At 63.8% G+C, this 26,882-nt stretch carries 18 protein-coding genes; 3 read left to right on the top strand and 15 right to left on the bottom strand.

From position 1 onward, the window contains the following. Positions 1-45: 45 nt before the first annotated feature. A complete protein-coding gene (locus ACTHN9_RS23100) occupies positions 46-1,335 on the bottom strand; it encodes a YbfB/YjiJ family MFS transporter (protein ID WP_440539112.1) in 1,290 nt (429 codons plus the stop codon). Positions 1,336-1,547: 212 nt separating this feature from the next. Between ACTHN9_RS23100 and ACTHN9_RS23095 the strand changes: the two genes are divergently transcribed. Then, positions 1,548-2,498, top strand: coding sequence for a LysR family transcriptional regulator (locus ACTHN9_RS23095; RefSeq protein WP_440539111.1), 951 nt, complete (start codon positions 1,548-1,550; stop codon positions 2,496-2,498). Positions 2,499-2,583: 85 nt separating this feature from the next. On the opposite strand, the gene ACTHN9_RS23090 is transcribed toward ACTHN9_RS23095, so the two are convergent. The 6 genes from ACTHN9_RS23090 to ACTHN9_RS23065 all read right to left on the bottom strand — a co-directional run bounded on the left by ACTHN9_RS23090 (position 2,584) and on the right by ACTHN9_RS23065 (position 10,122). Continuing rightward, positions 2,584-2,949, bottom strand: coding sequence for a response regulator (locus ACTHN9_RS23090; protein ID WP_440539110.1), 366 nt, complete (start codon positions 2,947-2,949; stop codon positions 2,584-2,586). Between the two features lie 34 nt (positions 2,950-2,983). Continuing rightward, positions 2,984-3,526: a hypothetical protein gene (locus tag ACTHN9_RS23085; protein ID WP_440539109.1), complete on the bottom strand. Its 543-nt coding sequence runs from the start codon at positions 3,524-3,526 to the stop codon at positions 2,984-2,986. Beyond that, on the bottom strand, positions 3,523-4,248 hold the full coding sequence (locus tag ACTHN9_RS23080; RefSeq protein ID WP_440539129.1) for a methyl-accepting chemotaxis protein: 726 nt from the start codon (positions 4,246-4,248) through the stop codon (positions 3,523-3,525). The genes ACTHN9_RS23085 and ACTHN9_RS23080 overlap by 4 nt, the downstream gene beginning before the upstream one ends. A gap of 86 nt (positions 4,249-4,334) precedes the next feature. Continuing rightward, positions 4,335-6,722 (bottom strand): ATP-binding protein, encoded by a 2,388-nt coding sequence (locus tag ACTHN9_RS23075; protein WP_440539108.1) that lies wholly within the window; start codon positions 6,720-6,722, stop codon positions 4,335-4,337. A 339-nt stretch (positions 6,723-7,061) separates the two neighbouring features. Next, complete coding sequence (alaS, locus tag ACTHN9_RS23070) at positions 7,062-9,686, bottom strand: alanine--tRNA ligase (RefSeq protein ID WP_440539107.1); 2,625 nt, start codon at positions 9,684-9,686, stop codon at positions 7,062-7,064. Between the two features lie 181 nt (positions 9,687-9,867). Continuing rightward, positions 9,868-10,122, bottom strand: coding sequence for a GlsB/YeaQ/YmgE family stress response membrane protein (locus tag ACTHN9_RS23065; RefSeq protein ID WP_440539106.1), 255 nt, complete (start codon positions 10,120-10,122; stop codon positions 9,868-9,870). A gap of 259 nt (positions 10,123-10,381) precedes the next feature. Between ACTHN9_RS23065 and ACTHN9_RS23060 the strand changes: the two genes are divergently transcribed. Further along, on the top strand, positions 10,382-11,602 hold the full coding sequence (locus ACTHN9_RS23060; protein WP_440539105.1) for a CaiB/BaiF CoA transferase family protein: 1,221 nt from the start codon (positions 10,382-10,384) through the stop codon (positions 11,600-11,602). A 160-nt stretch (positions 11,603-11,762) separates the two neighbouring features. Here ACTHN9_RS23060 and ACTHN9_RS23055 read toward each other — a convergent pair whose 3' ends face one another. Continuing rightward, complete coding sequence (locus ACTHN9_RS23055; protein ID WP_440539104.1) at positions 11,763-12,314, bottom strand: RBBP9/YdeN family alpha/beta hydrolase; 552 nt, start codon at positions 12,312-12,314, stop codon at positions 11,763-11,765. Positions 12,315-12,546: 232 nt separating this feature from the next. On the opposite strand from ACTHN9_RS23055, the gene ACTHN9_RS23050 reads away from it, so the two are divergent. After that, entirely contained in the window at positions 12,547-14,256 is a 1,710-nt protein-coding gene (locus ACTHN9_RS23050; protein ID WP_440539103.1) for a glutamine--tRNA ligase/YqeY domain fusion protein, read from the top strand. 76 nt (positions 14,257-14,332) lie between these two features. Here the strand turns inward: ACTHN9_RS23050 and ACTHN9_RS23045 are convergent, their stop codons facing one another. The 7 genes from ACTHN9_RS23045 to ACTHN9_RS23015 all read right to left on the bottom strand — a co-directional run bounded on the left by ACTHN9_RS23045 (position 14,333) and on the right by ACTHN9_RS23015 (position 26,841). After that, positions 14,333-14,782: an NUDIX hydrolase gene (locus tag ACTHN9_RS23045; protein ID WP_440539102.1), complete on the bottom strand. Its 450-nt coding sequence runs from the start codon at positions 14,780-14,782 to the stop codon at positions 14,333-14,335. 177 nt (positions 14,783-14,959) lie between these two features. Beyond that, positions 14,960-16,993 carry a putative Ig domain-containing protein gene (locus ACTHN9_RS23040; protein WP_440539101.1) on the bottom strand — a complete coding sequence of 678 codons (2,034 nt, stop codon included), beginning with the start codon at positions 16,991-16,993 and terminating at the stop codon, positions 14,960-14,962. 190 nt (positions 16,994-17,183) lie between these two features. After that, positions 17,184-19,028, bottom strand: a complete 1,845-nt coding sequence (locus tag ACTHN9_RS23035; RefSeq protein ID WP_440539100.1) for a hypothetical protein — start codon at positions 19,026-19,028, stop codon at positions 17,184-17,186. 11 nt (positions 19,029-19,039) lie between these two features. Next, the gene (locus ACTHN9_RS23030) at positions 19,040-20,926 is read right to left on the bottom strand and encodes a hypothetical protein (RefSeq protein WP_440539099.1); all 1,887 of its coding nucleotides are present in this window, start codon (positions 20,924-20,926) and stop codon (positions 19,040-19,042) included. 20 nt (positions 20,927-20,946) lie between these two features. Further along, positions 20,947-22,506, bottom strand: coding sequence for a hypothetical protein (locus tag ACTHN9_RS23025; RefSeq protein WP_440539098.1), 1,560 nt, complete (start codon positions 22,504-22,506; stop codon positions 20,947-20,949). 424 nt (positions 22,507-22,930) lie between these two features. Then, positions 22,931-26,188, bottom strand: a complete 3,258-nt coding sequence (locus ACTHN9_RS23020) for an ATP-binding protein (protein ID WP_440539097.1) — start codon at positions 26,186-26,188, stop codon at positions 22,931-22,933. Continuing rightward, positions 26,185-26,841: a response regulator gene (locus ACTHN9_RS23015; RefSeq protein WP_440539096.1), complete on the bottom strand. Its 657-nt coding sequence runs from the start codon at positions 26,839-26,841 to the stop codon at positions 26,185-26,187. Before ACTHN9_RS23015 ends, ACTHN9_RS23020 begins: the two co-directional genes overlap by 4 nt. Positions 26,842-26,882 lie beyond the last annotated feature (41 nt).

Genomic DNA, 26,882 nt, shown 5'->3' with positions numbered 1-26,882 from the left:
GGGACGATGAAGCCGCCATCGGGCCGGACGCGCCGGCAAAGACACTCAGCGCGACTTCGCGGCCAGCAGCGCCAAGCCCGCCGCGCCGAGCATCAAGATGCCGGCCGCCAGCCAGAGCGCCGGGGAGAACGAACCCGTGTGGGCCGCGATCGGCGCGGCCACGAGGGGGCCGGCGATCTGCCCGATGCCGTAGGCCGCCGTCGCGTAGCCCATCAATCCGGCCGCGTTCTCTCCATGCAAGCGCCGCGCCTCCCGCATCGCGAACAACGTAATCGCCGTGAACGGCAAGCCGATCAAGACGCTACCGATCGCGAAACCCATCGCCGTCGGCCATACGATCCCGAGCCCTATCCCAACCGCCTCCACGACATAGCAGACCGAGAGCAAGATCCGGTTGTCCCAGCGAGCCGGCAGTCGGGCGGCAAAAAGGGCCCCCGGGATCAAGGCCGCTCCGAACATCGGCCAAAACAAATCCGGCCAACGCGATCCCGGCAACGCGTGCCGAGCGATGACCGGCAAAAACGTGGCCGTGATGATGTAGCCGAAGCCGGGCATGCCGTAGAGCACAACGAGCCAGAGGCTTTGCATCCGACGCCTGCGCAAGTGCGTCGGCGAGGCGCCGCCAGCGGCCGGCGGTGGGGAACTCGCCGCCGGTGCGCAACGTTCCGCGCGGGCCGGCCCACTTTCGCGCGCGCGCGGGCCGGCCCGATCCGACGTCGACAACCACGTGGATGCCGATGACGGCGCGAGCGTGCCCCACACCGCGGCTGCCGCCACCGCGCACAATCCGCCGAAGAGGAGCCAGCCTGCGTTGGCGCCAAGATGCGCCGTTGCGCCAACGATGAGCCCCGTCGCCACAATGCCGATCCCGGGCCCCGTATAAATCACGCCGCTCCAAGCGGGCGCCCCGAGCCTCGCCAAGCGCGCGAGCCCCCATTGCGACGCGAATACGAAGGTCCAGGCGCTGACGACACCCGCCGCGAACCGGATCGCCATCCAAACCGGAAAACTGTCGATGATGCCCATGGCGAGCGTGAGCACAGCCGTCGCCACGAGTCCGGCGCGCACGATCGTCGCGTGTTCGGCCTGCAAGAATGCGCAGGTCGTTGCACCGACGAAATAGCCCGCGTAATTGGCCGAGGCGAGCCAACCGCCCGAGCGCAGATCGAGCGCACCGCTGTGCAGCATGAGCGGCAAAAGCGGCGTGAAGGCGAACCGCCCGATACCGAGCGCTGCCGCAAGCGCGACCATGCAGGCGAGCGCCACCCGCCCGGCGTTTGCCGTCCGGCTAGGCGAGCGTCGTGTGGCCTCGCCTATCGAATCGAAATCAGCCATGAATGCTTCCCGCAACCTTCGGACAAAAACCGACAACGAACCGGCAACTCTGTGCCGGTGAGCCTGTGTCGAGCATGCGGCGCGCCGCCTCGGGGCCGACTAACGCCTAACGCCTAACGCCTAACGACGATGCGCCGTTTTAGAAGCGTAGCGCCGTGCGTGCATCACGAAAAATGAATAATATTGATGCTATCCATCACTGGGAGAGAACCATGGATTTGGCCGCGCTCACCATCTTTCGTGCCGTCGTGCGAGAAAACGGCGTGACGCGCGCCGCCGCGAAGCTCAACCGCGTTCAGTCGAACGTGACCATGCGCATCAAGCAGCTCGAAGAGCAGCTGGGCGCGCCGTTGTTCGTCCGCGAGGGACGGCGGCTCGTGCTGACACCAGCGGGACGCACGCTACTGCCCTACGCTGAGCGGCTGCTCGCGCTGGCCGACGAAGCGCGCCACGCATTGCGTGATGATCGGCCGCGGGGCAGACTCGCGTTGGGCGCGATGGAAAGTACGGCAGCGAGCCGCTTGCCGCGCGTGCTGGCCGCCTATCACCAGCGCTGGCCCGAGGTCGAACTCGAGCTTGCCACCGGCACGACGGGCTGCTTGATCGACCGTGTGCGCGAATTCGAGATCGACGCGGCGCTGATCGCGACGCCGCCGGACGCGGCCACGCTGACCGACGACGTCGAGTCCCTCCGCGTTTTCGACGAGGAGTTAGTGATGGTGACCCCGCGCGGCCATCGCGCGATTCAGGCGGCGAACGACATCGCACTGTCTACGCTCGTTGCGTTCGAGCGCGGTTGCGCCTATCGCAGCTATGTGGAGCGATGGTATGCCGAGCATGGCCTGCGGCCCGCGCGCACGCTCGAACTCGGCTCGTACCACGCTATCGTCGCCTGCGTGGCGGCCGGTGCCGGTGTGGCCGTGGCGCCGCGCTCGGTGCTCGACGTGCTGCCCGGCGGCGCGAGGGAGGTGGCAATCCATCCGCTCGGGCCGCTCGGCGCCGTACCGACGCTGCTGATTTGGCGTCGGGGCCACGATTCGGCCGCGCTGCACGCATTGCGCGACGCGCTGCTGGCCGACGCACAAGCGGCAACCGCGGCGCGCGAACCGAACGATCAGGATAGCGGCGCTGGGGCCCGAGACGCCGCGGTCGTATCGAAGTAACCGGCGAGCGCCCCGCGAAAGCGACGCTCGATCGGGCGGCGTCAGGGTGCGCCTTCGCGAGCGGCAATCGCCGCGCGCGTGCCTATCAGCCGGCCAGCTTCTTGAACGTTTCGAGCACGGCCTCGCCCTTGAACGGCTTGACGATCCAACCCTTCACGCCGGCTGCCTTGCCGCGCTCTTTCATGGCAGGGCTGCTTTCGGTCGTCAGCATGACGATGTTGACCGAACTCATCGCGAGTTCGCCGCGAATCTTCTCGGCCATCGTCAGGCCATCCATGTTGGGCATGTTGACGTCGCTGACGACCAACCGCACCCCCGGGTTCGACTTCATCTTGGCGAGCCCATCCTTGCCGTCGACGGCCGTATCGACATCCAGACCGTGCTTGCGCAGGAAACCGGCCACTTCGTCGCGTACGGTGCTCGAATCGTCTACCACTAGAATCTTTGCCATCTGTCGTCTCTCGAATTGACGTTGATCGAAAACATTAGAAGAGTTCGAGTTCGCCAGCGCTTTCCTCTACATCGGCGGCTTGCGCGACGAAATCGAGCGATCGTTGCGCGCACACGCATAGCGTCGCGCGCAGACGGACCGCCGTTTCGATCGCAATGTCGTAAGCGGCGACGTACTGCGGATCGAGTTCATCGAGATAGCCGATGCTGTCGCTCGATAACGCGTACGGCGTCGACATGCCGAGATCGGGAAAATGCTCGACGAGCTGTTGATTGATCGCGCCGCAGCACAAGTTTCCGATCTCCATCGCGCACTCGCGCAACGAACGATCCGCGCCTTGGCCTGCGTAATAGGCCCGCGTGGCATCATCGTCGGCAAACTGCAACAGCAGCACGATACGAAAATCGATCGAGGCGATCGTCAGCACGATCATGTCGCCGCTCGGGCCTATGTCGTTCGGGCCCGGCTGCGCCGCCTGCACGATCTCGCAGGCGTGCCCCGCATCGACCGTCAAACGCGTGCGAGCCGCGTGAAAGAAAATGCGCTCGAGACTACCCTGTGCCGCGTGAGTAATCACGTCGCCCGCCGCTCGAGTTTCGATTCGAACTGGGCCGCCAGCGCTTCGACGCTCGCGAGCGCCGCCGTGATCATCTTTCCGCCCGCTTGAATGTCTTGGAACGTGGCTGTGGTCACCAGGTCGTTGCGGTCGAGGCTATCGCGGTAGCTCTTCGACAATTCCTGCGAACGCGTGGCGAGCGCGCGCACTTCGCCCGCCACGATCGAAAAGCCGCGCCCCGCCGCGCCGGCGCGCGCGGCTTCGATCGAGGCATTGAGCGACACCATCAATACGTGATTGACGATGCGCGCAAGCTCGTGATTCTTGTTGTGCATGTCCTGGTTTTGCGCCATGAGCGAGATCATCTGCTCGTGCCAGCGCTCGAACGTCGCGGAGAACTGCTTGAGCCGCGCGGCCTGCTCTTCGATTTTTTTCGCGTGCGCGAGCAAATCGTCGCGACGTGCCTGTGCCGAATCGAGGGCGGCGCGCGCCTCTCGAAGGCGTTCCGATTCGCCGGCCAGTGTCTGTGCCAAACGCTCGTTCTCACCGGCCAGCTCCGCTGCGCGCGTTTCTTGCGCGGTCAGGGCGGCCGTGGTGCGCGCGCTCGCTTCATCGTGCGCGACGCTCAAACGGGCCATCGCTTCGTCTTGCGCTCGCGCAGTTTTCGCGCTTGCACGCTTAGCGCCCATCCACGCGCCCAGTGCCATCGATCCCGCAACGGCGATCGCAATCGCCGCCCCCATCCCATTCGTTAGAACCACAGCTTTCCCCGACTCGAACTGCTAGAACGACTTAAAGCCTTTTCCTTGCGCACGCCACACGCGGCTCGTCACGCCAGCGCGTCGTCGCGCGCCGCTTTCGACTCTTGGCCGATCGGCGCGCCGAGACTATCGACGACCCACGACTCGGGCAGATGCACGATCGTTTGGAAACGTCGGAAATCGGCCCCGCGCCGATCGTCGGTGAAGCGCAATTCGATGCGACCGTGTTCGCGCTCCAGCATTTCCCTCACCGCGTCCATGCCCACGCCGCGCCCCGACACTTCCGTGACCGCCTTGGCCGTCGAGAACCCAACTCGGAAAATAAACGCCGCCACCGTTTCGTCGTCGATCGCCTCGCTCGGTGCGATCCAGCCCCGCTCCGCCGCGATCGCACGAATGCGTGCCAGCGCGAGGCCGCGGCCGTCGTCGCTGAGCGTCAATTGCAACGCGCCCGCATCGACGCCCACTTCAAGTTCGATCGTTCCCGCTTCGCCCTTGCCGGCCGCCGCGCGCTCGTCGGCCGGCTCGATGCCGTGGTCGACACAGTTGCGCAGCAGATGCGTAAAGACGTCGCGCAACGCGCTGCTCGCATGCCGGCGCAGGCGGTAGCCGTTGTCGTCGATCGTGATCGTCGGCGCCTGCTTGCCGAGTTCCTTGGCAAGCGAAGGCAACGATTCGAGCGGCCCGGACAGCGCTTCGCCGAAGCTTTCCGTATCGAGCAGGCGCAGCGTCCGGCGCACCGCTTCGCGCATTGCAACGAGCCCCGCCAAATCGCTGTCGCGCACCGATTCGACGAGCGTCAAGCTCTCGTCGATATGCGACCGATCCACGACCATATAACGGCCGCCCTGCCCCCGATGCGCGAGCCCACCGGGACCCTTGCGGCCGAGATTGACCTCGTTGATCGTCGCGTAATGCTCCACGGCCTGCTTCACGCGCGCCAGCTCGGCGATCGACGCTTCGCGATCCCACCCTTCGCCCGCGCCGAGACGCCGCATTTCGTCGTAGCGCTGCTCGGCCTCGTGCACGATGCTCGTCAAGTGCCGCAGACCGTAGGTGCGCGCATTGCCCTTGATCGTGTGCATGTTGCGGAACAGCTCGGCGACGGCCGATTCGTCGGCGTGCTCGTGTTGACCGATGATGCGCTCGTTCTCGTGAATGAAGCCCTTCGCGCTCTCGACGAATTGATGGAACTTCTCCTGGCTAACGGACAAGATCTCGCCGATCATCTCGAGTTGGCGCTTTTGCTCCGTCGATTCGGCCGTGAGGCGTCGCAGTTCGGTCACGTCGCGCACGCACAGCATGAGGCGCATGACCGTATCGGTCTCGTCGGTGATCGCCGACCAGCTCAAATCGAGCGTCTTGGTGCGGCCGTCCGGCATCGTCTTCACGACTTCGTTGACGAGCAGGTGTTCGTTGAACGAGAAGTTGACGGCGTCCTCGCCGATGCAGGCATGAATCGCCGCTTCGACTTGCGCCCGCGTATCGGCATCGAGGCTCGTCTCGCCGAATACGAGCGACATGACGTCGCGTCCCGCGATGTCTTCCGATTCGAAGATGGCCTCGAGGAAGGCCGAATATTCGCCGTGCACGAGCCCGTTGTCGACGACGGTCAAGATGCCCTGCTGCATGTTCTGCAGCATCGCTTGAATATCGGCGGTCTTTTGTTTCAGCTGCATCGAGCTTTGCTCGATCTTCTCGATCATGTCGTTGAACGCGACGATCGAGCGGCCGATTTCGTCCATGCGCGCGACAGGCACGCGCCGCGTGAAGTCTTGGTTCGACGCGATTTCGCTCATCTCCGATTGCATTCGCGTGAGCGGCCGCGTGATCTGGCGATAGAGCAGCACGCCGATCACGGTCAGCAGCAAGATGGCCGCGGCGGTCGCGCCGCCGATTGCGGTCGTCGTCGTGGCGAGCATGCCGTTCAGCGCGCCGATGGCACCGTCCTTCTGACGGGTCTTCTCGATCCGCATCGTCTCGACGATCCCTTCGAGTTCGTTGCGGTACTCGCCTACATCGGCGAACAAGAATGCTTGCGCGAGCGCGTCCTTGCCGGACGCCTTCATCTGTTCGGTTTGATCGATGGCCGCGAAATAATTGGCCACGCTCTCGCGCGCCTGCGCGACGAGGCCTTTTTGCGCATGGCTGGCGGCAGCGTTCGCCTGCACCTCGAGCGCCGCGCGCAGGGCCGCCTCTTTGGTTTTCAATTGCTCTCGCGCCTGCGACACCATGTTCGCATCCGGCGCGTAGACGAGGGTCATCGTGGCGAGCTGAACGTCCTTGACTTCCGAAACGAGATCGGCCGAAGCGAGCGCGCTCGGTACGACGCCTTGCGTGACTTGGCGCACTTGCGCGGCGCTGCGGCGCGCTTGATAGGTCGCATAGCCGCCGATCGCCGCGAGCGCGACGAACATGAGCAGCACCAACAATGTGATGCGATGACGAATCGTCATGTGTAACCCCGATGCGTGGTGTGCCGCGCGTACCGTCGTCGCGCGAAACGTTCGTTTTTAGTGAATCTTTACTTCGTTATGGCGAAATTATCGGGGCGGGCCGATGACGACTTGATGACGAAGGAACGGGGGGGGGAGCCGCAACGGCCTGCGAGCCAGCGGGGGCGCGCAAGACGCAAAAAAGGCTGCCTGAGGTTCGGAAACCGAACATCAGGCAGCCTTCGTTCGAAAATTGCAGCGAGGAGGAACGCGAGAAAGGAGCGAGCAATTCGTATCGCGCGCGAACGGCCGGGACGAACCCCTATGCTTGCTCGACGCTCGCGCGCATCGGATGGATGTTTAAAGCTGCGCTTGCACCCACGCCTTCACGCCGGCCAGCGCACCCGGCAGTTTCTCGGGCTCGGTCCCGCCTGCTTGGGCCATATCGGGGCGGCCGCCGCCCTTGCCGCCCACTTGCTGGGCGACGAAGTTGACGAGTTCGCCTGCCTTCACCTTCTTGCTCGCATCGGCCGTGACGCCGGCGATGAGGCTGACCTTGCCGCCATCGACGGCAGCCAGCACGATGGCCGCGTGCTTGAGCTTGTCCTTGAGCTTGTCGACAGTCTCGCGCAACGTCTTGGCATCGGCGCCTTCGAGCGTAGCGGCGAGCACTTGGACGCCCGATACATCGACGGCCTGCGCCGCGAGTTCGTCGCCCTGGCTGGAGGCGAGCTTCGACTTCAGCGCCGCCAATTCCTTCTCGAGCGACTTGACCTGCTCCTGCACTTGCGCGACGCGCTGCGTGAGTTCCGAAGGCTGCGCCTTCAGCGCGGCCGCCACGGCATTGACGCGGCTTTCGAGCCCCTGCACGTAGCGCATGGCGTTATCGCCCGTGATGGCCTCGACGCGGCGGATACCGGCCGCGACGCCCGTTTCGGCGACGATCTTGAACAGCCCGATATCGCCCGTGCGATGCACGTGCGTACCGCCGCACAATTCGCGCGAGAAGCCGAGATCCATCACGCGCACCTCGTCGCCGTACTTCTCGCCGAACAGCGCCATCGCGCCGCCCTTCACGGCCTCGTCGTACGGCATGACACGCACGATGCCCGGCGCGTTGGCCAGCACTTCGGCGTTGACGATTTCTTCGACCCGCCGCACTTGCTCATCCGTCATCGGCGCGTTGTGCGCGAAGTCGAAGCGCGTTTTTTCGTCGTCGACGAGCGAGCCTTTCTGCTGCACGTGGCCGCCGAGCACTTCGCGCAGCGCCTTATGCATCAAGTGCGTTGCCGAGTGGTTGCGGGCGGTGCGGGCGCGGCGCACGGCGTCGATTTCCGCTTTGACGACGTCGCCCACCTTCAGCGTGCCCTGCTCGAGCGTGCCGTGATGGCCGATCACGTCGGCCTGCACTTTCAGCGTATCGGCCACGGCGAAGCGCACGCTCGCGTTCGCGAGCACGCCGGTATCGCCCACCTGGCCGCCCGATTCCGCGTAGAACGGCGTGTGGTCGAGCACGACGACGGCATCTTGCCCATGCTGAACCGCTTCGACAGCCGTACCCTCGACATACAGCGCAACGATCTTCGCGTCGTCGAAGATCGCTTCCTCGTAACCGTGGAAGGTCGTTTTCGCGCCCGAGTATTCGAGCCCTTGCGCCGCCTTGAATTTGCCGGCCGCACGCGCTTGCTCGCGCTGACGCGACATCGCCTCGTCGAATGCCGGCTCGTCCACCGTCATCTCGCGCTCGCGGCAAACGTCCGCCGTCAAATCGAGCGGGAAGCCGTACGTGTCGTGCAGCTTGAACGCCAGCTCGCCCGACAAAATCTTGCCGCCCTTCGCATCGAGTTCGGCCAGCGCCGCGTCGAGAATCGACATGCCGTGTTCGATCGTTTCGAAAAAGCGCTCTTCTTCCTGACGCAGCACGTCGGTGACGCGCGCTTGCGCATCGGCCAGTTCGGGATACGCCGCGCCCATCTGCGCAACGAGATCGGCCACGAGCTTGTGGAAGAACGAATGCTTGCAGCCGAGCTTGTAACCGTGGCGAATCGCGCGGCGCACGATCCGGCGCAACACGTAGCCGCGGCCTTCGTTGCCCGGGATCACGCCGTCGACGATCAGGAACGAGCAGGCGCGGATGTGATCGGCGATCACCTTCAGCGAATTGTTCGCGAGGTCGCTCACGCCGGTTTCACGGCCCGCGGCCGCGATCAGCGCCTGGAACAGATCGATTTCGTAGTTGCTGTGCACGTGCTGCAGCACGGCCGCGATCCGCTCGAGCCCCATGCCCGTATCGACGCAGGGCTTGGGCAGCGGCGTCATGTTGCCTTGGGCGTCGCGGTTGAACTGCATGAACACGAGATTCCAGATCTCGATGTAGCGATCGCCGTCTTCCTCGGGCGATCCCGGGGGGCCGCCCCAGACATCGGGGCCGTGATCGTAGAAAATCTCCGAACATGGGCCGCACGGACCGGTATCGGCCATCTGCCAGAAGTTGTCCGACGCGTAGCGCGCGCCTTTGTTGTCGCCGATCCGGATGATCCGCTCGGTGGGCACGCCCACTTCCTTGGCCCAAATGTCGTAGGCTTCGTCGTCTTCCTGATAGACGGTCACCCAGAGCTTGTCCTTCGGCAGACGGTAAGCCGTGGTGAGCAGCTCCCACGCATAGTGGATCGCGTCGCGCTTGAAGTAGTCGCCGAACGAGAAATTGCCGAGCATCTCGAAGAACGTATGGTGCCGGGCCGTGTAGCCCACGTTCTCGAGATCGTTGTGCTTGCCGCCGGCGCGCACGCTGCGCTGAGCCGTCGTGGCGCGCGAGTAGGGACGCGACTCGGCGCCGAGGAACACGTCTTTGAACTGCACCATTCCCGAATTGGTGAAGAGCAGCGTCGGGTCGTTGCCGGGCACAAGGCTGGACGAGCGAACGATCGTATGGCCCTTCGATTCGAAGAACTTAAGGAATTTCTCGCGGATTTCGGCGGCTTTCATAGAAAACTGAGGGGCGACGGTCTCGACTGGAAACCGGCCGCGCCTTCAGGCTCATGGCGCCGGGCCGTTTTCCCCTAAACGGCTCATTATACGGAAATGTCGGACGCACACCCTAGGGTGCGCCACGCGCGGCGACGCAGGTTCGCGCCGGCCCGCGAAGCCGGCCCGAAACCTGCCGCGGTCAAACCATTCGCCTAACGGCGCGAATGGCGAACAGCAACACCACCGCGCCGATGACGGCGACGATGATCGAGCCGATGAATCCGCTGCCGATATTGATGTGCAACATCGAGGCTAGCCATCCGCCCACGAACGCGCCCACGATGCCGACCAGGATGTCGACGATCAAGCCGAAACCGCCCCCCTTCGTAATCAGCCCAGCGAGCCAGCCCGCAATAGCGCCGATGATCAACCAGCCGATGAGACCATGTTCCATAGTGCTTTCTCCGAGGTATCCGAGTTTTTCTTTGTAGCCCGCCGCCGAACGCTCGCGCGGCGAGCGGGACCGGTGTCGACGGTGCTGCGCACCAGTCTAGCGGGTACGGCCCCGTTTCGGACGTCTTGCAACGCATGGTGACAATTGTTTGCTTCCTTCGCCGTGAATACTGGGACTTCCGGGTAACATCGTCCCGGCGCCCGATGCTGGCCGCCCGGCCGGCTAACGACTGCAGACAACTCGAGGAGATATCCAACGCATGGGAGCGCTCAGCCATATCCGCGTGCTCGATTTGACCCGCGTGCTCGCGGGCCCGTGGTGCGCGCAAACGCTCGCCGATCTCGGCGCCGACGTCATCAAAATCGAGCGTCCGGGCGCGGGCGACGACACGCGCCATTGGGGCCCGCCGTACCTGAGCACGCCCGACGGCGCGCAAACGCAAGAAGCGGCCTATTACCTGTGCGCGAACCGCAACAAACGCTCGGTCACCGTCGACATCGCCACGCCCGAGGGTCAAACGATCGTGCGCGAACTCGCCCGCACGAGCGACGTCGTGCTCGAGAACTACAAGGTGGGCCAACTGAAGAAGTACGGGCTCGATTACGAATCGCTCAAGGCGCTCAAGCCCGATCTCGTGTACTGCTCGGTCACGGGTTTCGGACAGACCGGGCCGCTGGCCGAACGCGCCGGTTACGACTTCATCGTGCAAGGCATGGGCGGTTTCATGAGCGTGACGGGCGAACGCGATGCCTTACCCGGCGGTGGTCCGCAAAAGGCGGGCGTCGCGATCGCCGATCTGATGACGGGCATGTACGCAACCGTGGCGGTACTCGCCGCGCTGGCCCACCGCGATCGCACCGGCGAAGGCCAAGCCATCGACATGGCGCTGCTCGACGTGCAGGTCGCCATGCTGGCCAACGTCACGTCCAACTACCTCGTAGGCGGCAAGGCGCCGCAGCGCTGGGGCAACGCCCACCAGAACATCGTGCCGTATCAGGCGTTCCAGACGAGCGACAGCTGGATCATCGTCGCGGTGGGCAACGACGGACAATTCCGCAAGTTCGCCGAAGTGGGCGGTCGGCCGGAACTCGCCGACGACGAGCGCTTCGCGACGAACCCCGAACGCGTGCGGCACCGCGAGGTGCTCGTGCCGATCGTCGCGGACATGATCAAGACGCGCAGCAAGGCAAAGTGGATCGAGGCGTTGGAGGCGGCGGGCGTGCCGTGCGGCCCGATCAACGACCTCGCGGAAGTCTTCGACGATGCCCAGGTGCGCGCGCGCGGCATGCGCGTGGAGGTCGCGCACCCGAGCGGGGCAACGGCGCCCCTGGTACGCAATCCGATCCGGATGAGCGCCACGCCGCCCGAGGTGCGCAGCGCGCCGCCCACGCTTGGCGAACATACGGAAGCGGTGTTACGCGAGGTGCTCGGCTACGACGCGGCCGCCATTGCCGCGTTGCGCGGGAAATCGGTCATTTGAGCGGGCCGACGCCCGCCTCGCCCTAAAGGTCCCTGAAAGCCCTATAGGTCCTGAAAGCCCTGAAGCCCCAAAGCCCTAAAGCCATCGAAAGCGCTAAAAGCCCCAACAGCCCCACAAGCTATAAAGGCCGCTTAAACGCGAAGGTTTGCCGCGCAACCGCTCAAGCGACGAGGGAGGCGAGAAGCTGCCGCCCCTGCTCCCAATCCCCCAGGCCGCTGTCCGCGTTGATATGACCGCGCGGCCCGATCTCGATCAAGCGGCTGCCCCATGCGCGCGCGCAGCGCTCGGCAAACGCCAGCGTGCCGTAGGGATCGTCGCTGCTCGCGACGACGATCGAGGGAAACGGAAGCGGTTCATGCACCACCGTCTCGAAGCCGAGCGCATCGCGCGGAAACCCCGGGCCGTCCGGATCGGGCGGCGCGACGAGCAGCGCCCCGGCGATCTTGTCGATCTGTGCGGGGCGCGCGCCACGCAGCGCCCACTGGACAACGGTCAGACAGCCGAGGCTGTGCGCCGCGAAGCGAAGCGGCCCGCGCGGCTCGGCGGCGACAGCCGCATCGAGCGTGTCGCACCACGCCGCGCGCACGGGATGATCCCAGTCGGGCATCGCAACGCGCACGCACGAGGGGTCGAGCGCTTCCCATCGCGTTTGCCAATGGCCGGGGCCCGAGTTGGCATAGCCGGGCAGCACGTAAGTTTTCGTTCGATTCATGGGGGGGGTGTCGCATGCGAGGCGCGATTACGCAGGTGAGCAAACGTTTCGAAATTTCGCGCCTAGTATAAGCGCTCGATCAGCGCTCCACAGAGCGCGAATGGCACGCCGCACCAAGCGCCCGCGCAAGCCCCATCGATGCCGTCGCGGGCCAGGCGGCGCGTGCTTTAGGTAGAATGACCGGATTGCCGCGGGTATCCCCGCGTAATTTCCGCCGATTTTCGACCCTCGCATGAACAACGAACGCAACGACGCCGCGACGGCAGTGCCGTCCAATTTCATTCGAAACATCATCGATGAGGACAACCGTACGGGCAAATGGGCCGGCCGCGTCGAAACGCGCTTCCCGCCCGAGCCGAACGGCTATCTGCACATCGGCCATGCGAAGAGCATTTGCCTGAACTTCGGCGTCGCACGCGATTACGGCGGCATCTGCCACCTGCGCTTCGACGACACGAACCCCGAAAAAGAAAGCATGGAGTACGCCGATTCGATCGTCGACGCCGTGCGCTGGCTCGGCTTCGATTGGGAGAAGGACGGCGCCTCGCACCAGTACTTCGCGAGCGACTACTACGCCAAGCTCTACGAATACGCCGAGCTGTTGATCGAGCGCGGCAAGGCCTACGTGGATAGCCAAAGCGCCGACGACATGCGCACGAATCGCGGTTCGCTCACCGAGCCGGGCAAGAACTCGCCCTATCGCGACCGCACGCCCGAAGAAAACCTCGAGCTGTTCCGCCGCATGAAGGCGGGCGCGTTCCAGGAAGGCGAACACGTCCTGCGCGCGAAAATCGACATGGCCTCGCCGAACATGACCATGCGCGACCCGGTGCTCTATCGCATCCGCTTCGCCCATCACTACCGCACGGGCGACACCTGGTGCGTCTACCCGATGTACGACTACGCGCACTGTATTTCGGACGCGATCGAAAACATCACGCATTCGCTGTGCACGCTCGAATTCGAAGATCACCGCCCGCTCTACGATTGGGTGCTGAACGAGCTGGCCGAGGCCGGCGTCTTTACGCGGCCGCTCCCGCAGCAGATCGAATTCTCGCGGCTGAACCTCACCTACGCGATCACGAGCAAGCGCAAGCTCTTGCAACTCGTCACGGAAGGCCACGTCGAAGGCTGGGACGATCCGCGCATGCCGACGATCGTCGGCGTCCGCCGGCGCGGCTTCACGCCCGAAGGAATCCGGCTGTTTTGCGATCGCATCGGCGTGACGAAGGTCGATTCGTGGATCGACATGAGCGTGTTCGAAGGCGCGCTGCGCGACGATCTCGACGAAAAGGCCCCGCGCACCGTGGCCGTGCTCGACCCGCTCAAGCTCATCATCGACAACTTCCCGGCCGACCTGTCCGAACCTTGCACGGCCCCCGTTCACCCGCACCACCCCGAGCGCGGGCAACGCCAATTTCCGATCACGCGCGAACTGTGGATCGAGCGCGAAGATTTCGCCGAAACGCCGCCGAAGGGCTATTTCCGGCTGTTCCCCGGCAATAAGGTGCGCCTGCGCTACGGCTATGTGATCGAATGCACGGGTGCGGAAAAAGACGAGCACGGCAATATCGTCGCGGTCCATTGCAACTACTTCCCCGACAGCAAATCGGGCACGGACGGCGCGAACAACTACAAGGTGAAGGGCAACATTCACTGGGTCAGCGCGGCGAACGCCGTGCCGGCCGAAGTGCGGCTCTACGATCGCCTGTTCAAGGAAGCGCAGCCCGACGCGGGCGGACGCAACTTCCTGGAAGCGCTCAATCCCGATTCGAAGCGCGTTGTGCAGGCGTATTTGGAGCCGGGCGCGCAACTGCTTCAACCCGAGGATCGTTGCCAGTTCGAGCGCCACGGTTACTTCGTCGCCGATCGCTACGATTTCCAGCCGGGCAAGCCCGTGTTCAACCGCATCGTCGGGTTGCGCGATAGCTGGGGTAAGTAACGTCGCTGCCACGTCCATCGCGCCGCGCATCGTATCAAGGCCCCTCGCGCGTTTCGCTTGGGGCCTTTGCTTTTCGCTACAGCGTTCGGTTCAACTCGGCTAGCGACAGCGTCGTTTCGAACAGGCGCGCGAGGCTGCGGCTCGCGTAGCGCCACACGTCGGACGGAGCGACCCACAAAAACGCATCCATCTCGGGGATCGGGGTACCGTCTCTGCGGCTCGGAAACATCGACGTGCATTCGCACCGGGCGGGGTCGACTTCGCCTTCGTCTACGCGCACCGCGAATAGATGCAGGTCCTTGTCTCGCCGATAAGCGAATCGGCCGAGTTCCACGAGCCGTTCGGGCATCAGCACGATACCGGTTTCCTCGCGCAATTCGCGCAGCGCACTATCGATCGGCGCTTCGCCCTCGTCGCCCTGCCCTTTCGGAATATCCCAATGAGACGTATCCGTCGCGTGCGCGAGCAAGACGTGTCCGCGGCGATCGAGCAGGATCACGCCGCATGAAACGGTGCGCTCGCTCATGAGCGCGGCCCCAGGCTCGCGCAGCCCGTTGGGCCGTCTTCGGTGGCTTCGAATCGCACGCTCGGTTCTCCCTTTCGCTTCGTTTTTCGGATGATACCGGGCGAGCGACGCTTACCATGCAAAAACGCCGCGGCGCAATCGCTGGGATCGCGGCGCGGCGTCGTGAGGGTGCCTCGTTTAGGGGACGTACAGCTCCGAGGTATTCGTGTAGGTGTTGCTGTTTCCGTTGTTGTCCAATCCCCCGGAGACGAGGACGTGACCGTCTTGGAGCGTGGAGATCCCGCCTCCGGCGCGAACGATGCTCATCGATGATGTCGGCGTATCGACCGATGGGGGCGTCGCACTGGGATCGAAGGTATACACCTCGGCGGTCTTGATACCTTGCGCGCCCAAACTGCCTGCCGTGCCCCCGGCGACCAGAATTTGCGTCGCGCTCAGCGGTGCGACGAGCGCTCCGGCCCGCTGCCCGGCGAGCGCCGCGAGGCTGCTCCAAGCGTTGCTTTGAGCGTCGTACAAATCGACGTTGTTCAGAGCGACGCCGTTCAACCCGCCCAGGACCAATGCGTAGTTGCCGCCCATCGTAATGGCGCCGTAGTCCGAACGCGCCGCGCCAGCCATCGTCTGGTTCGACCAGGTCGACGTTGCGGGATCGGAGGAAACTTGCGCACGGTTCACTGCCACCGACATGTTGTTCGTGCCCCCGGGAATAACGGTCAGCGCACCGCCTTGCAACGATAGCGGGGACACACCGCGCACGGCCAGAAGGAGCGGATTTGTGGCGGGACCCCACGTGCCGGACTGGACATCGTAGATCTCCACACTGCGGGTGGGCTGCGGACTGCCGCTCGTGCCCCCGGCCACGACGACGTTACCGTCCGCCAGCAGCGCCAGCCCCGTCCCGACGTGCAGGTTATTCATCGACCCCGTGGCTTGCCAGATGCCGGAGGTGCCAGCCGGACCGTTCGGATCGTTCGGGTCGAAAATCTCCGCCGAATCCAGTGCGCCGGTCGCCCCGGCACCGCCCGCGACGAGCACCTTGCCGCTCGGCAACAATAGGCTCATCGCGTACTCGCGACCGGTGACCATCGAACCCGCCGGGGTCCATTCGCCGGTGTTGGGATCGTAGAGTTCGGCGCTCGAAAGCGGAACCCCATTGCCACTGCCGTCGTCGCCACCCGCCACGAGCACGCGGCCGTCGAGCAACGTCACCTGGGTCGCACCGTACCGCTTGGTTTGCATGGGCCCCGCCGTCGGTACCCAGGTACCCGGCGGCACGACCTGCAGCGTGACCGGGGTCGTCACATTGCCGCTGCCGTCCGCCCCCACGCCCGTCACCGTATACGTCGTCGAAGGACTGGTGGCCGTCGGCACGCCGGAAATGTCGCCCGTCGTCGGGTCGAGCTGCAGGCCCGTGGGCAGTGTCGGCGAGACAGAGTAACTGACGATGTTACCGCCGTCGTGATGCGCGTCGTTGCTGGCAATCGCCTCTCCCACGGCATACACCGCCCAAGACCGGTCGTACCGGAAATTGCTGGGCGGAGTCGGCGGTACCGCGACAGGCTCGATGCCAATCGTCAATTTCTCTATCGCCGAGCCGGCGTCGTTCGAGCCGGTCACGGTCACGACGTAGTGCTGTACCGCGTCGCCGGCGATCGGGACCGGCGCGCCGCTGATGACGCCCGTCGTTTCAGACAGCACGAGCCCCGCCGGCAACGCGCCGTCAGCGTGATAGTGCGTCACCGCCCCGCCGATGGGGTGAGGCGCATTCGGCGTAATCGGTATTCTGGACGGGTAGTTGGGCGATTGCTGATCGTAGTTGAGACTAACCGGCGGCTGTTGCATCGAGGTCACCGTCATCGTCAACACCGCCGTGGTCTTTCCAACCGCATTCGAACCCGTGACCGTGTAGATGGTCTGAGGGCTCTCGCTCGTCGGCGTGCCCGAGATGACCCCCGAGTTCGCATCCAGCGCGAGGCCGGCCGGCAGCGCCGGCGCGACGCTGTAGTGATCGATCGACGCCCCCGTGTTGCTAGGGCTATTCGGCGCAATGGTCTGGCCCACCTTGTAGCTGACGACGGACTGCTCGTACTGCAATCCGCCCGGTTCGCCCCCGGAACCCGAACCGCTCCCGGACGATCCCCCCCCGCCGTGACAGCCGGCCAGAGCAACAGCCGCCCCTATCGCCAACCAAAACGCAAATCTTCGAAACATGATTTTTCCTCGCGAAGCACTGCTTTCCTATCTCAGAACATCCGATATGGTCGGCAATTGGCCCATCGTGCGCGACGCGATAATTCTCAATTTGCGTCGATCGGGCAGCCCGATCGCCTTTCACGCACGAACGAGCACCCGCCGCGTGAGTGGCATCCCACGCGGCAATGCACTGGCATCGCACTGATAGTTAGGGTTCGCGATCGAACGCGACCCATTCGGACGGCAAATCGGGCAGAGTCGTCACGAAGTGCTTGTTGAGCAACACCTGGGAAAACCGCTTCGCTCCCACGAGCGACGAAACCTCGTACTGCGCCTCGAAGCGGCCGGGCGTGCCCCCCAGCGAGGCTGCGTAGCCGCGCAGTTCGGCCTCGTCGATAATGAGAACGAAACCGTTCTGAACATCTTTGGGGACGACGCCGCGCATCATTTGATAAAAACCGTATTTCTTGAAGTCGCTGTTTTGATAAAACCCTTCGAGATAAATCCGAAGCGTCACGTCATCCCCGGGAGCGATCGATGCATACGCGGGGATACGCAACGCCAAACCGCCCGCGATGACCGAATCGTTAATGATCGTCACGCCGCCGGCCTCGAAGCGCGGCGGCGCCAACGTGCCGCCGGGCATCGGCTGAGGGATGTGCGCCTTGCCTGTTACGGGGAACCTCGAGAGCACCGAATCCGTGCCGTTGCCGTAAATGCCGCTCTGGATATAGCCGATTCGATTCGGCTTGCCGGGGACGAAGTATTCGCTCGGAACCTGCACGAGCCCAGGCTTCGATACGGTGCCGATGTAGACGGTCGCGACGAAGGCATCGTTGAGCCAGATCGCCGCGTCGCAGGTGACGCCGACCTCCGGCGAAACCGTCACCGGGACGGTATCGGGGAATTGGTCGAGATCCAGGACCCCAGTGGGGGTCAACGGCAGCCCCGCCCTGGCCCCTGAGCCGCTGCCGAGATCGACGGCGGAAAACACCGCGTGGGTCGGATACTCCTCGGCATTGACGGCCGGCGCGACACCCATGATCTGAGGCGCGGCGTTGGCGAACTTGATGGTCGTTCGGCCGAACGCATTGGTATCGACGGGGAAGCCGCGCTCGTACGCGGGAAGGTCCTTCCAGTGCAACCGTTGCAGCCCCTGTGCGCCGAGCACCTCGTAAGCAACCGACGCCGCGTTGGGATGCATGCGCCATGCCATGCGCAACCCGCGCACAGGCCGGCTTCGATCGTCGAGCACCGTGGCGGTGGCGGTGACGAATTCTTCATTCTCTGGGATGGGACCGTCCGTCCACGGATGAGCGGAATCTCTAACGAAGCTGCAAAAGACGCGCACCTCGGCGGATTCGAACAGTTCGGCGACATGGTAGGCCGTCTCGTCCAGCCTCCCGCCCGGCGGTTCGTACCACGCCGACACCGTCAACAAACTCGGCATCAGTGCGCCGCGATCGATATAGATACGGTTGGCCGCAATGCCGTCCGCGCCTGTGCTCGTCGGATTGGCCTTCTCCAAGCGCACGCCTTGCGTGCCCGGCGGGATGCGCCAATGGATCGGCTGCTTGGCGAGCGGTTTGCCGTCGGCACTCGTCAGCTTCACCTTGAGGACGTTCCAGCCTGCGTCGATCAGCAAAGGGGTGTAGGGCAGCCGCTCGACGAATTGGAGGCGATAGGACTCGGGCGAGCCGCTATGCGCAGCGGCGTCCGATTGCGTGCCGGTGGGGGGAGTATCGTCGGCAACCGGCCTCAAAGGGTTAGGGATCTCGAAAGCCGGCGACGGCCACTGAAAGCCCTCCCCGTCGAACGGTGTCACGACCAGCTTGTAGAGTACGCCCGGCTCGAACGTATAGGGCCAGCCCGCCGTGCGCGCCAACCCATCGTCCACAGCAAACGTGTGCTGCCCCGCGCCGTCTTTCTTCTCGTAACTGATCGTGAGTGCGAAGCTCTTGGGTGCCACTGGGGAGGTCGTCTCCCACTGCGCGCTGACATAGCCCTCTTCGTGGTACCGCGCACTCAACACCTTCGTGGTTGATCGGGTCATGATCGTCGCCCTCAATTCACCGTCGATTGCTGGGAGTGCTTGCCTGCCGCGGGCTCGCGCGAGCGCAGCCAGTTCTCGTAATCGATGCGCTCGCCGCCTGCGATTTCGCGCTTGGGCAAGGCCGCGCCGGCTGCCTCGGCTGCGGCCACGAGACGGCCCTGCATCGCATTGTCGCCGACGAGGATGCCGTTGGCATAGAAAGCGGAATCGGCCCGGCTCGAGGCATCGACCGGCTCAAGCGTCAAATTGAAGACTTGGCGCGCAGTAGGAGAACGCTTGCGTTCGACTTTGGAAACGGTCGCTGCGGCGGATGCACCCGCCAAGTAAACCCGGTCCCCGGCCTTCACATCCTTGGCGGGCACGAACGTCATGCGGCCGCTCGAATTCGTCTCGGCCCGGGATGCGATGGCAATCGGATGCATCGGGGTAACGGCGAGCACGGGTTTGCTCGCATCGACCGTCAATTCGACGAAATCGCTGTCGGTACCCTTTGTGGTTTTGACCACGTTGAAAATGGTCCCGCTTTCGCCGACGACCTGGTCGCCGGCCTTAACGTCTTCGATCGATGTTTCGGCCCCGTTCTTCATCGCGACCTTCGCCCCTTTTTCGATACAACCGAATTGCATGACGAGCGGCGGAAGGAACACGATGTTGGGTAGGGGCGGAAGTGCCGGGTCTACGGTGATGAAGGCGGCCGTCACCTTGTAGATGGGCTGGCCCGATTTGTTCAGCGTCTTCGTCTGTAAATCGAGCACGAAATCCCATTGCTCGTTGTTGCCGACGAGGTGGTAGCACAGGTCTCCGAAATCCGCTGCCTGCTTATTGTTGATTTCCCCGTGAATGCCACGCCCCCAGTTGAACTCGAGCGTGTAGTCGTCTTGCCGCACGAGATGGCTCGCCACCTTCTCGCCTTCGAGCTTGAGCAAGCACGCTCCCCCGTAGTTCTTCGGCACGACCGCCATGTAACCGATCGGGTTGGGCCCCGAAGGATCCGATACGAACGGCGCAAGCGGATCGTTATAGTCCACGTTGCCATTTACCACGACTTTGACGCGCGCGACTTCATTGCCCCCGGACATCATCGGCCCGTAATCGCAATCGTTATAGTTCCCCCCGAAGTTCTCGCGATTCAGGCAAATCACGATGTCGCTGTCCGGCTTCCCTTTCAGATTGCGCGGGTCGTTCAGTTGCATGCTCTTCGGCATGAAGTGCTCCAATCCCGAGTCTGAAATCAGGCAGGGCAAACGCGCCCCGCTCGCGGTTCTAAAAAAGAACGACGCGACCACCGCGATGGGTCCCCTCGTCGCATTGGTGCCCCACGGGGTGTGCACGATGTTGAAACGCGGATCGAACGCCCGATGATCGCTCCCCACGTACTCTTCCGCCTCCGCCCATGTCAGTCGATTGTCGAACGAGGCATCGTAGACGTCCAACGTATCGAGCACGAAGTTAGGCGTGTCGGCAGGGTGGCCCTTTGCCGTTGCCATGACAAGCGAATCGAGCGCCTCGGCCTTCACTTCGGAGAAGTCGGCGTTGGCGGTCGCGGCCAAGATGTCGCGGAAGTTCTGCGGGCCTTCGCCCGTCTCCGGCAAAGCGCACTGCTTCTCGGCTTTCCGATAGTCCTCGCTCGCGAGCGCCTTGAACCCTTCGAACAGATACGGCCGGGTCTTTTCGGTGATGCCATGTCTCGCCAATAAAGCAAAGTACGCTGCTTTCGCCCTCGGGTCCGACAGGTCGACCGCCCCCCGTCCTTGGCTCCCGACACTGCGCACCAAGTACTCCAGATTCGACTGCTCCGGCTTGCTCAACCGTTGCGACGGCATAGTCGAAGCAAGCACGCTATACGAGGTCAAAGCCAACCAGACCGATAACGCAAACACTGTCAGTGAGCGAAACATGGCGTCTCCACGAAGGGCGGTCAGATCGAATGAACCGGCGTCATAATGGTCCATCCCTTTTCAAGGAACAGCGAGTACTTCTTACCTAACTCGCGCTGCTGCGGATCTTCGAAATCGCTGCCCGCCTCGGATCTCTCCTCGAGCGTCGTGCTCACCAGGTAGTAGTCCATCATCAACCTGCTCTCTACGCCGGTGGACGAAGTGGTGAATCCCCACAACAACGTGGCATCGACGTTCACCACCATCTTTCCGGCCTGTGTCTTGAACGACTGAGGAACGGTTTGCACGTTGTCGATCACGGTGCTCGCGTTCGAGCTGTACCCATTCGCATAAACCGTGAGATAGCCGTCGATCCCCGGCGACACCCCACTATTCGTGAAGTCGATCTCGACCGGCAACGTGCCGGATTCGAGCACCGACGAATTGACGACGATGACGCCGGATACGGTCGGCATCGGCAACGTCCGCTTGCCCACTTGCAGATCGGGCTTGTTGACGACCGTACCGGTGGTGCTGAACTTCAAGAGATTGCTACGGGTGTAGGTCGCGTCGTCGTCGAGCGATTGAACCATGTAGTACAACGACGCCTTACCGTTCGGCTCGGAGTCGTCGATCGTCTTTTGCATAAACCATCGTTTCGGCAGCTCGTAGCCGACCGTCGTGAACTGTTGCATCGTCAAATCGAACGGCGCGGCAGGATTGCCGTTGACGACTAGCGCCACCTTCTTATCGGGCGACACACCAGCCGGGATCGAGGCGAGCCGCACGAACGTCGTGGCCGGACCGTCCAGATTGAGCGTGGACGAGAACGACAGACGCGGCGGCGGCAGCCCCCCACCGGCGACTTGATCGTCGGTCACGACCAACGTAAACAAGCGCGATTCGTTGAAGCCGCTCACCTGAATCTTGATGTCGAAGATGCCTGTATTCAGTGCGGTGAACTCGGCCTTTGCGATGCCGTAACCCGGCGTGTTCAGCACATTGCTCGTCGTGTAATCGTAGTAGAAGACCTCCGACCCGTTGATCTGCCCCACTTGGGTAACATCGGTTCCGGTCGCGTCTAGAAAGCGCGCGTTGCCGCTGTCGCAGCTCGCTCGGACCGTCGCCCCGCCGATGGCATCGCCGACCCCGTTGACGATGTGCAGTTGGACCGCGAGCGGCGCCGGTCCGAGCACGGCGAAATCGGGCGTTCCCGGCTCGACGGTCACGAACGCATCGCGCACGATATAGTCGTAGCCCACCTCCCCGCCGGGGATTGCAAGACTGTTATATTTCGTCGCAACGGTGCGGGTGACGTCCGGCTGCGCGGTCGTCCCACTCGGATACGCATATCGCACCCGGAACTTCCCGACACCGTTCGAATCGAGGGTGACTTGCGAAGCTGACACTCCGTTTATCCTAAAGTTAGGATCCGGCTGTTCGTTGTTCGGCGGCGCTTGCACTAACTGGATCGTCTTCGTCGCCTTGTCGGGAATCGTGACCGTAATCAACTTGGCCACGGTCACGGGAATTTCGGCACCCGCGGCCGGATTAAACACCGGCGTATCATCCCCCACCTTCACATCGCGTTCGTCAGCCATTTTATTCTCTCAATTTGAGAAAAACGATAATCGACAATCTGTCATGCACGATTCGAAAATCATGCACGCAAATTCCCTGCGACACGCGCAAACGACATCCAACCGTCGCAGCCGTCATCGCAACGAGCGAGAAATATCAAATAAGATCAACAGAAGCGCCAAGGTGCGATCGGCGATCGAATCCAGTCACGCGCACCCGCACATCGATAAACCGAACCGCCAATGCCATCGAATAATAGGACACGCCATTAGTCGAACTCAAGACTCGACAGTCGGCGCAAAGCGATTTAATTGATTTTCCTATACGTGCAATCCATTCGATCTCACGATTTGAGCGTTCATCGACTATTGCAGCATGGCGCTCGATTCCTAAAGAATGTTTGAGGATCGGATTGGATCGCCCCGATCGCGCGCCACGGATCGGTCAAGGATGGCGCAGCTCGCCGATCGCAGACTCGATCGCCGACCTCAGCTCGAGCAGCGAGCCCGACGGCGCTCCCCCCGCCTCGAGCGCCTGTTCGAACCGCGTGGCCGCGTTCCACACCTGCGTGAGGCCGAACCATGCCGCCGCCCCGGCAATCGAATGGGCGACGTCGCGTGCCTGCTCGCGCTGCGCGTCCAACGACAAGCCGAGCAACGTATCGCGCTCGGCGGCGAGCGTGCGACACAGTTGGGGCCACAGTGCGTCCTGCTGCGCGACAGGGCTGCGCGTGCTGTTGGTCGGTGCCGACACGCCTGCCGGTATCGTTCGCACATCGTACCGCTCGAGCAAGGCGCGCAGTCGATCGAGCGACAACGGCTTCACCAGGACCTCGTCGGCGCCGGCTGCCAGACAAGCTGCGCGCTGGCGTGGCGTCGTATCGGCCGTCAACGCAATCAGCACCGTCCGATGCGCGCGGTTCCGCTCGCGCTCGCGCAGGCGCGCGATGAGTTCGGCGCCGTCTAAGACCGGCATCGCGCAATCGGTGATGATCATGGCGTAGTCGTTACGGTCGCAGGCGCTCAGTGCGTCGGCGCCATTGTCCGCGAGGTCGCAATCGACGATCTGCAACCGCGCCAGTTGACGCCTTAGGACTTCGCGGTTGAGCGGCCGATCCTCGACCAGTAAGAGCCGGGGTGTCTGGACCGCGCCTGCCCCGTCCGCCCCGGCGGGATCCACGCCCGTTCTCCCCTCGCTCGGGCGCGGCCCGATGGCGTTTCGATCGATGGGTAAGCTCAGCGCGATCGTGATCGTTGTCCCGTCTCCGAGCTTGCTTTCCAGTGCGATCGTGCCGCCCATTTGCTCGATCAAACGCTTGCAGATCGCCAATCCCAATCCGGTCCCGCCATAACGGCTCGCGCCCGTGCCGCGGGCCTGCGCGAACGGCGAAAACAAGCGCGCCTGATCGTCCGTGCCGATCCCGATACCGGTATCGATCACCCGTATCGCCAACACTTGCCGATCGAACGCGTCCTCGGCGACGTCGACAAACAGCGAAACCGCGCCCTCGTCCGTGAACTTCACCGCGTTGCCCAACACATTGAGCAACACTTGACCGAGCCGGCGCGCGTCGCCCACATGATGCGAGGCCACCGCCGCCGAAAGTTCGGTACGCAGGGTCAGCCCCTTGCGCTCGATTTCGGGGCCCACGAGGGCCACCGCATGTCCCACGATGTCCTCGAGCCGCATCGACGCGTGCTCGAGCACGAGTTCGCCGTGCTCGCTCTTCGCGAAGTCCAAAATATCGTTGAGGATCAGCAGCAAGGATTCGGCGGCACTGCTCGCCATGCTCACCAGGTTCCGATCGTCGGGCAGCAAGCCGTCGTGGTCGAGCAGTTGCAAGATACCCGCGATGCCGCTCATGGGTAGACGAATCTCGTGGCTAACGGTCGCAATCAACAATTCGCGGGCGCGCGCTTGCTCCTCGGCTTCGTGCTTGGCCACCATGAGTGCCGCCTGCGCCTCTTTCGCTTCGGTCACGTCGTGCAGATAGCCGCTCCATTGCGTCCCGCCGTCGTCGTTCGGCCGCGGCGCGGCTTCGACGTGAAACCACGCGGGCGGCAATTCATTTCGATGCAACACGAACTCGGTCCGCACCGGCTCTTTCGACTGGGCGGAACGCAGGAACAGGCGCGTCAGCCGAAGCCGTTGGCGCGGATCGAGCACGCGCACGAAACGGCTGAACGCATCGGCTGGGCTGCCGGAGTGGGCTTGGACGAGTTCATCGGCGCGCTGGTTGGCGAATAGCAACTCGAACGAGAGGCGCCGCTCGCGCTTCAAACTCAACTGAAAGACAACCGACGGCAGCGTTCGAGTCAATTCGACGAGGCGCCGTTTCAGCGCGAGTTCGCGGCGCTCCATGCGCCGCAAATCGGATACGTCGACGAACGCGTAGAGGACCGCGGGGCGGTCTTGTTCGATCGTGCAGGGCCGCGCCCAATAGACGGCTTCGTGAACCTCGGCGTCGGGCCCGCGGTAGCGGATCTCGCCCCGCGCCGGATGGCCGGTTTCGATCACCGTGCGCGTCACCTGCGCGAGTGTGTGCCCGTTCATATCGCGCGCCCGAGCGGAGGGCGGAATCGTCTTGCCGATGAGATCCGCAGCCCGTACGCCGACAGCCTGTTCGTAGGCGGGATTGACGGCCATCACGCGCTCATGGCCATCCTTGACGCAAACGGGGACAGGGATCGTGTCCATCAACAGTGTCTTGAAGCGCGTTTCCGACAGCAGTTCCCGCTCCGTGCGGCGGCGTTGACGCACCTCGTCGCGCAAACGCGTCATGTTGAGCCACAGGACAGCGAGAAACAGCAGCGTCAGCGTACCGACGGGTGCGAGCACGAGCCATAAGGTGCGCGGCGCGACACCGAAGGTGAAGCGCGTCGACAACCAGCTGTTTTGAATGTACTCGCGTTGCGTTTCGGGAACGGCCGCCAGCACGCGATCGACGAGCGGCAACAAGGGGGCGAGCCGTGGCGCGAGAGCGAACGACAACTGCTGCACGCGATCGGCCGGCGCCGCGACGCGCAAGATGCCCGCATAGCGCTCCCGGACGATCCGGTCGACCACGCCGAGGTTGCCGACGTACGCGAACGCCTGCCCTTGCGCGACCGCCTTGAGCCCGTCCTCGGCCGAACCGACGGTAACCGCATGCACCTTCGGCAAGGCTTCGAGCCTCGCGCGGGTCGTTTGCAGATCGCCCACGAGCGCCACCTCGGCGCCTTCGAGATCGTCGAGCCCCGCGATGAACGGCGCGGTCTCCCGCGTCACGATCACGAGCGGGTACTGGACATACGGCGTGGACAAAGAAAAACCTTGCGCCAGGCCGTCGAAGGCCGACGCCGCCACGACGACATCGATACGGCCGGCGTTGGCCATCCGTATGGTATCGGCCCAGGAGTTCGTGGGCACCAGCACGAAGCGAAGATGCAGCGCGTCTCTCAAGAAACCGAGGTAATCGGCCGAAATGCCGTCGGCGCGCCCCTGCGCATCGACAAAGGCGATGGGCGCCCATCTAGGATCGACGCCCACGCGCAACGGCGGCAGCGACGCGAGATACGATTGCTCGGCAGGCGAGAGCGGGACGCGGGAATGCCATGCCAGGGTGGGCGGCGCGCCGTTGTGGTCCTCGCTAGGGCAAGCGCACAGCGCGGCCGCCAAGACCGCGCAAGCGACTAGACGCCCGACACGAGAGGCGGCCCTCACGACGAACAGCGATCATGCGCTTGCCAGTACTCGAACAGTTCCTGGCTCGTCGATAGTCCGAGCTTGCGCTGCGCCCGCATCTTGTGCGCGCTGACGGTCTTGACGCTGCGGTTCAGCCGCCGAGCGATTTGGCCGGCCGTCAGTTTCTCGTGTGCGAAGAGCCGAACGACATCGACTTCGGCCGCTGTCAGCGTCGCTTCCTTGCCGATGCGCGCGCCGACCAGATTCACGCGCGCCAACAGCGCTTCTACCCCGGGGCTCACGTAGGTCCGCCCTTGCGCTGCCGCGACGAGCGCACTGTGCAGTTCGTTGATGCCCCCGCTTTTTTCGACGATGGCCTGAACGCCTTTCGAGATCAACTTGTTCAGGATCGCGGCGTTGCGCATCGCCGTCACGACGATGATGGGCACCTCCGGCCGCATGCGTTGCAAGCGGACGATGAGCGGAATGCCGTCGCGCGTGCGCGCGCCCGGCATCGACAAGTCGGTCACGATGGCATCGTAGTCTCGCTGTTTGACGGCGGCGATCAGTTCGTCCGAATTCGCCGCTTCGGCCACGACGTGCGCGATGTGCGCCGATTCGACGGCTAAACGAATGCCGTGACGGACGATGCCGTGGTCTTCGGCCAGTAAGATCTGCAAGGGTTTATTCACGACGCTTCCATGCCTTTATCGGGTGCCGACGCGCTCCGGCG

This window comes from Trinickia sp. (genome assembly GCF_051953405.1).
Lineage (GTDB): Bacteria > Pseudomonadota > Gammaproteobacteria > Burkholderiales > Burkholderiaceae > Trinickia.
This window is presented reverse-complemented; position numbering and strand designations above follow the sequence as displayed.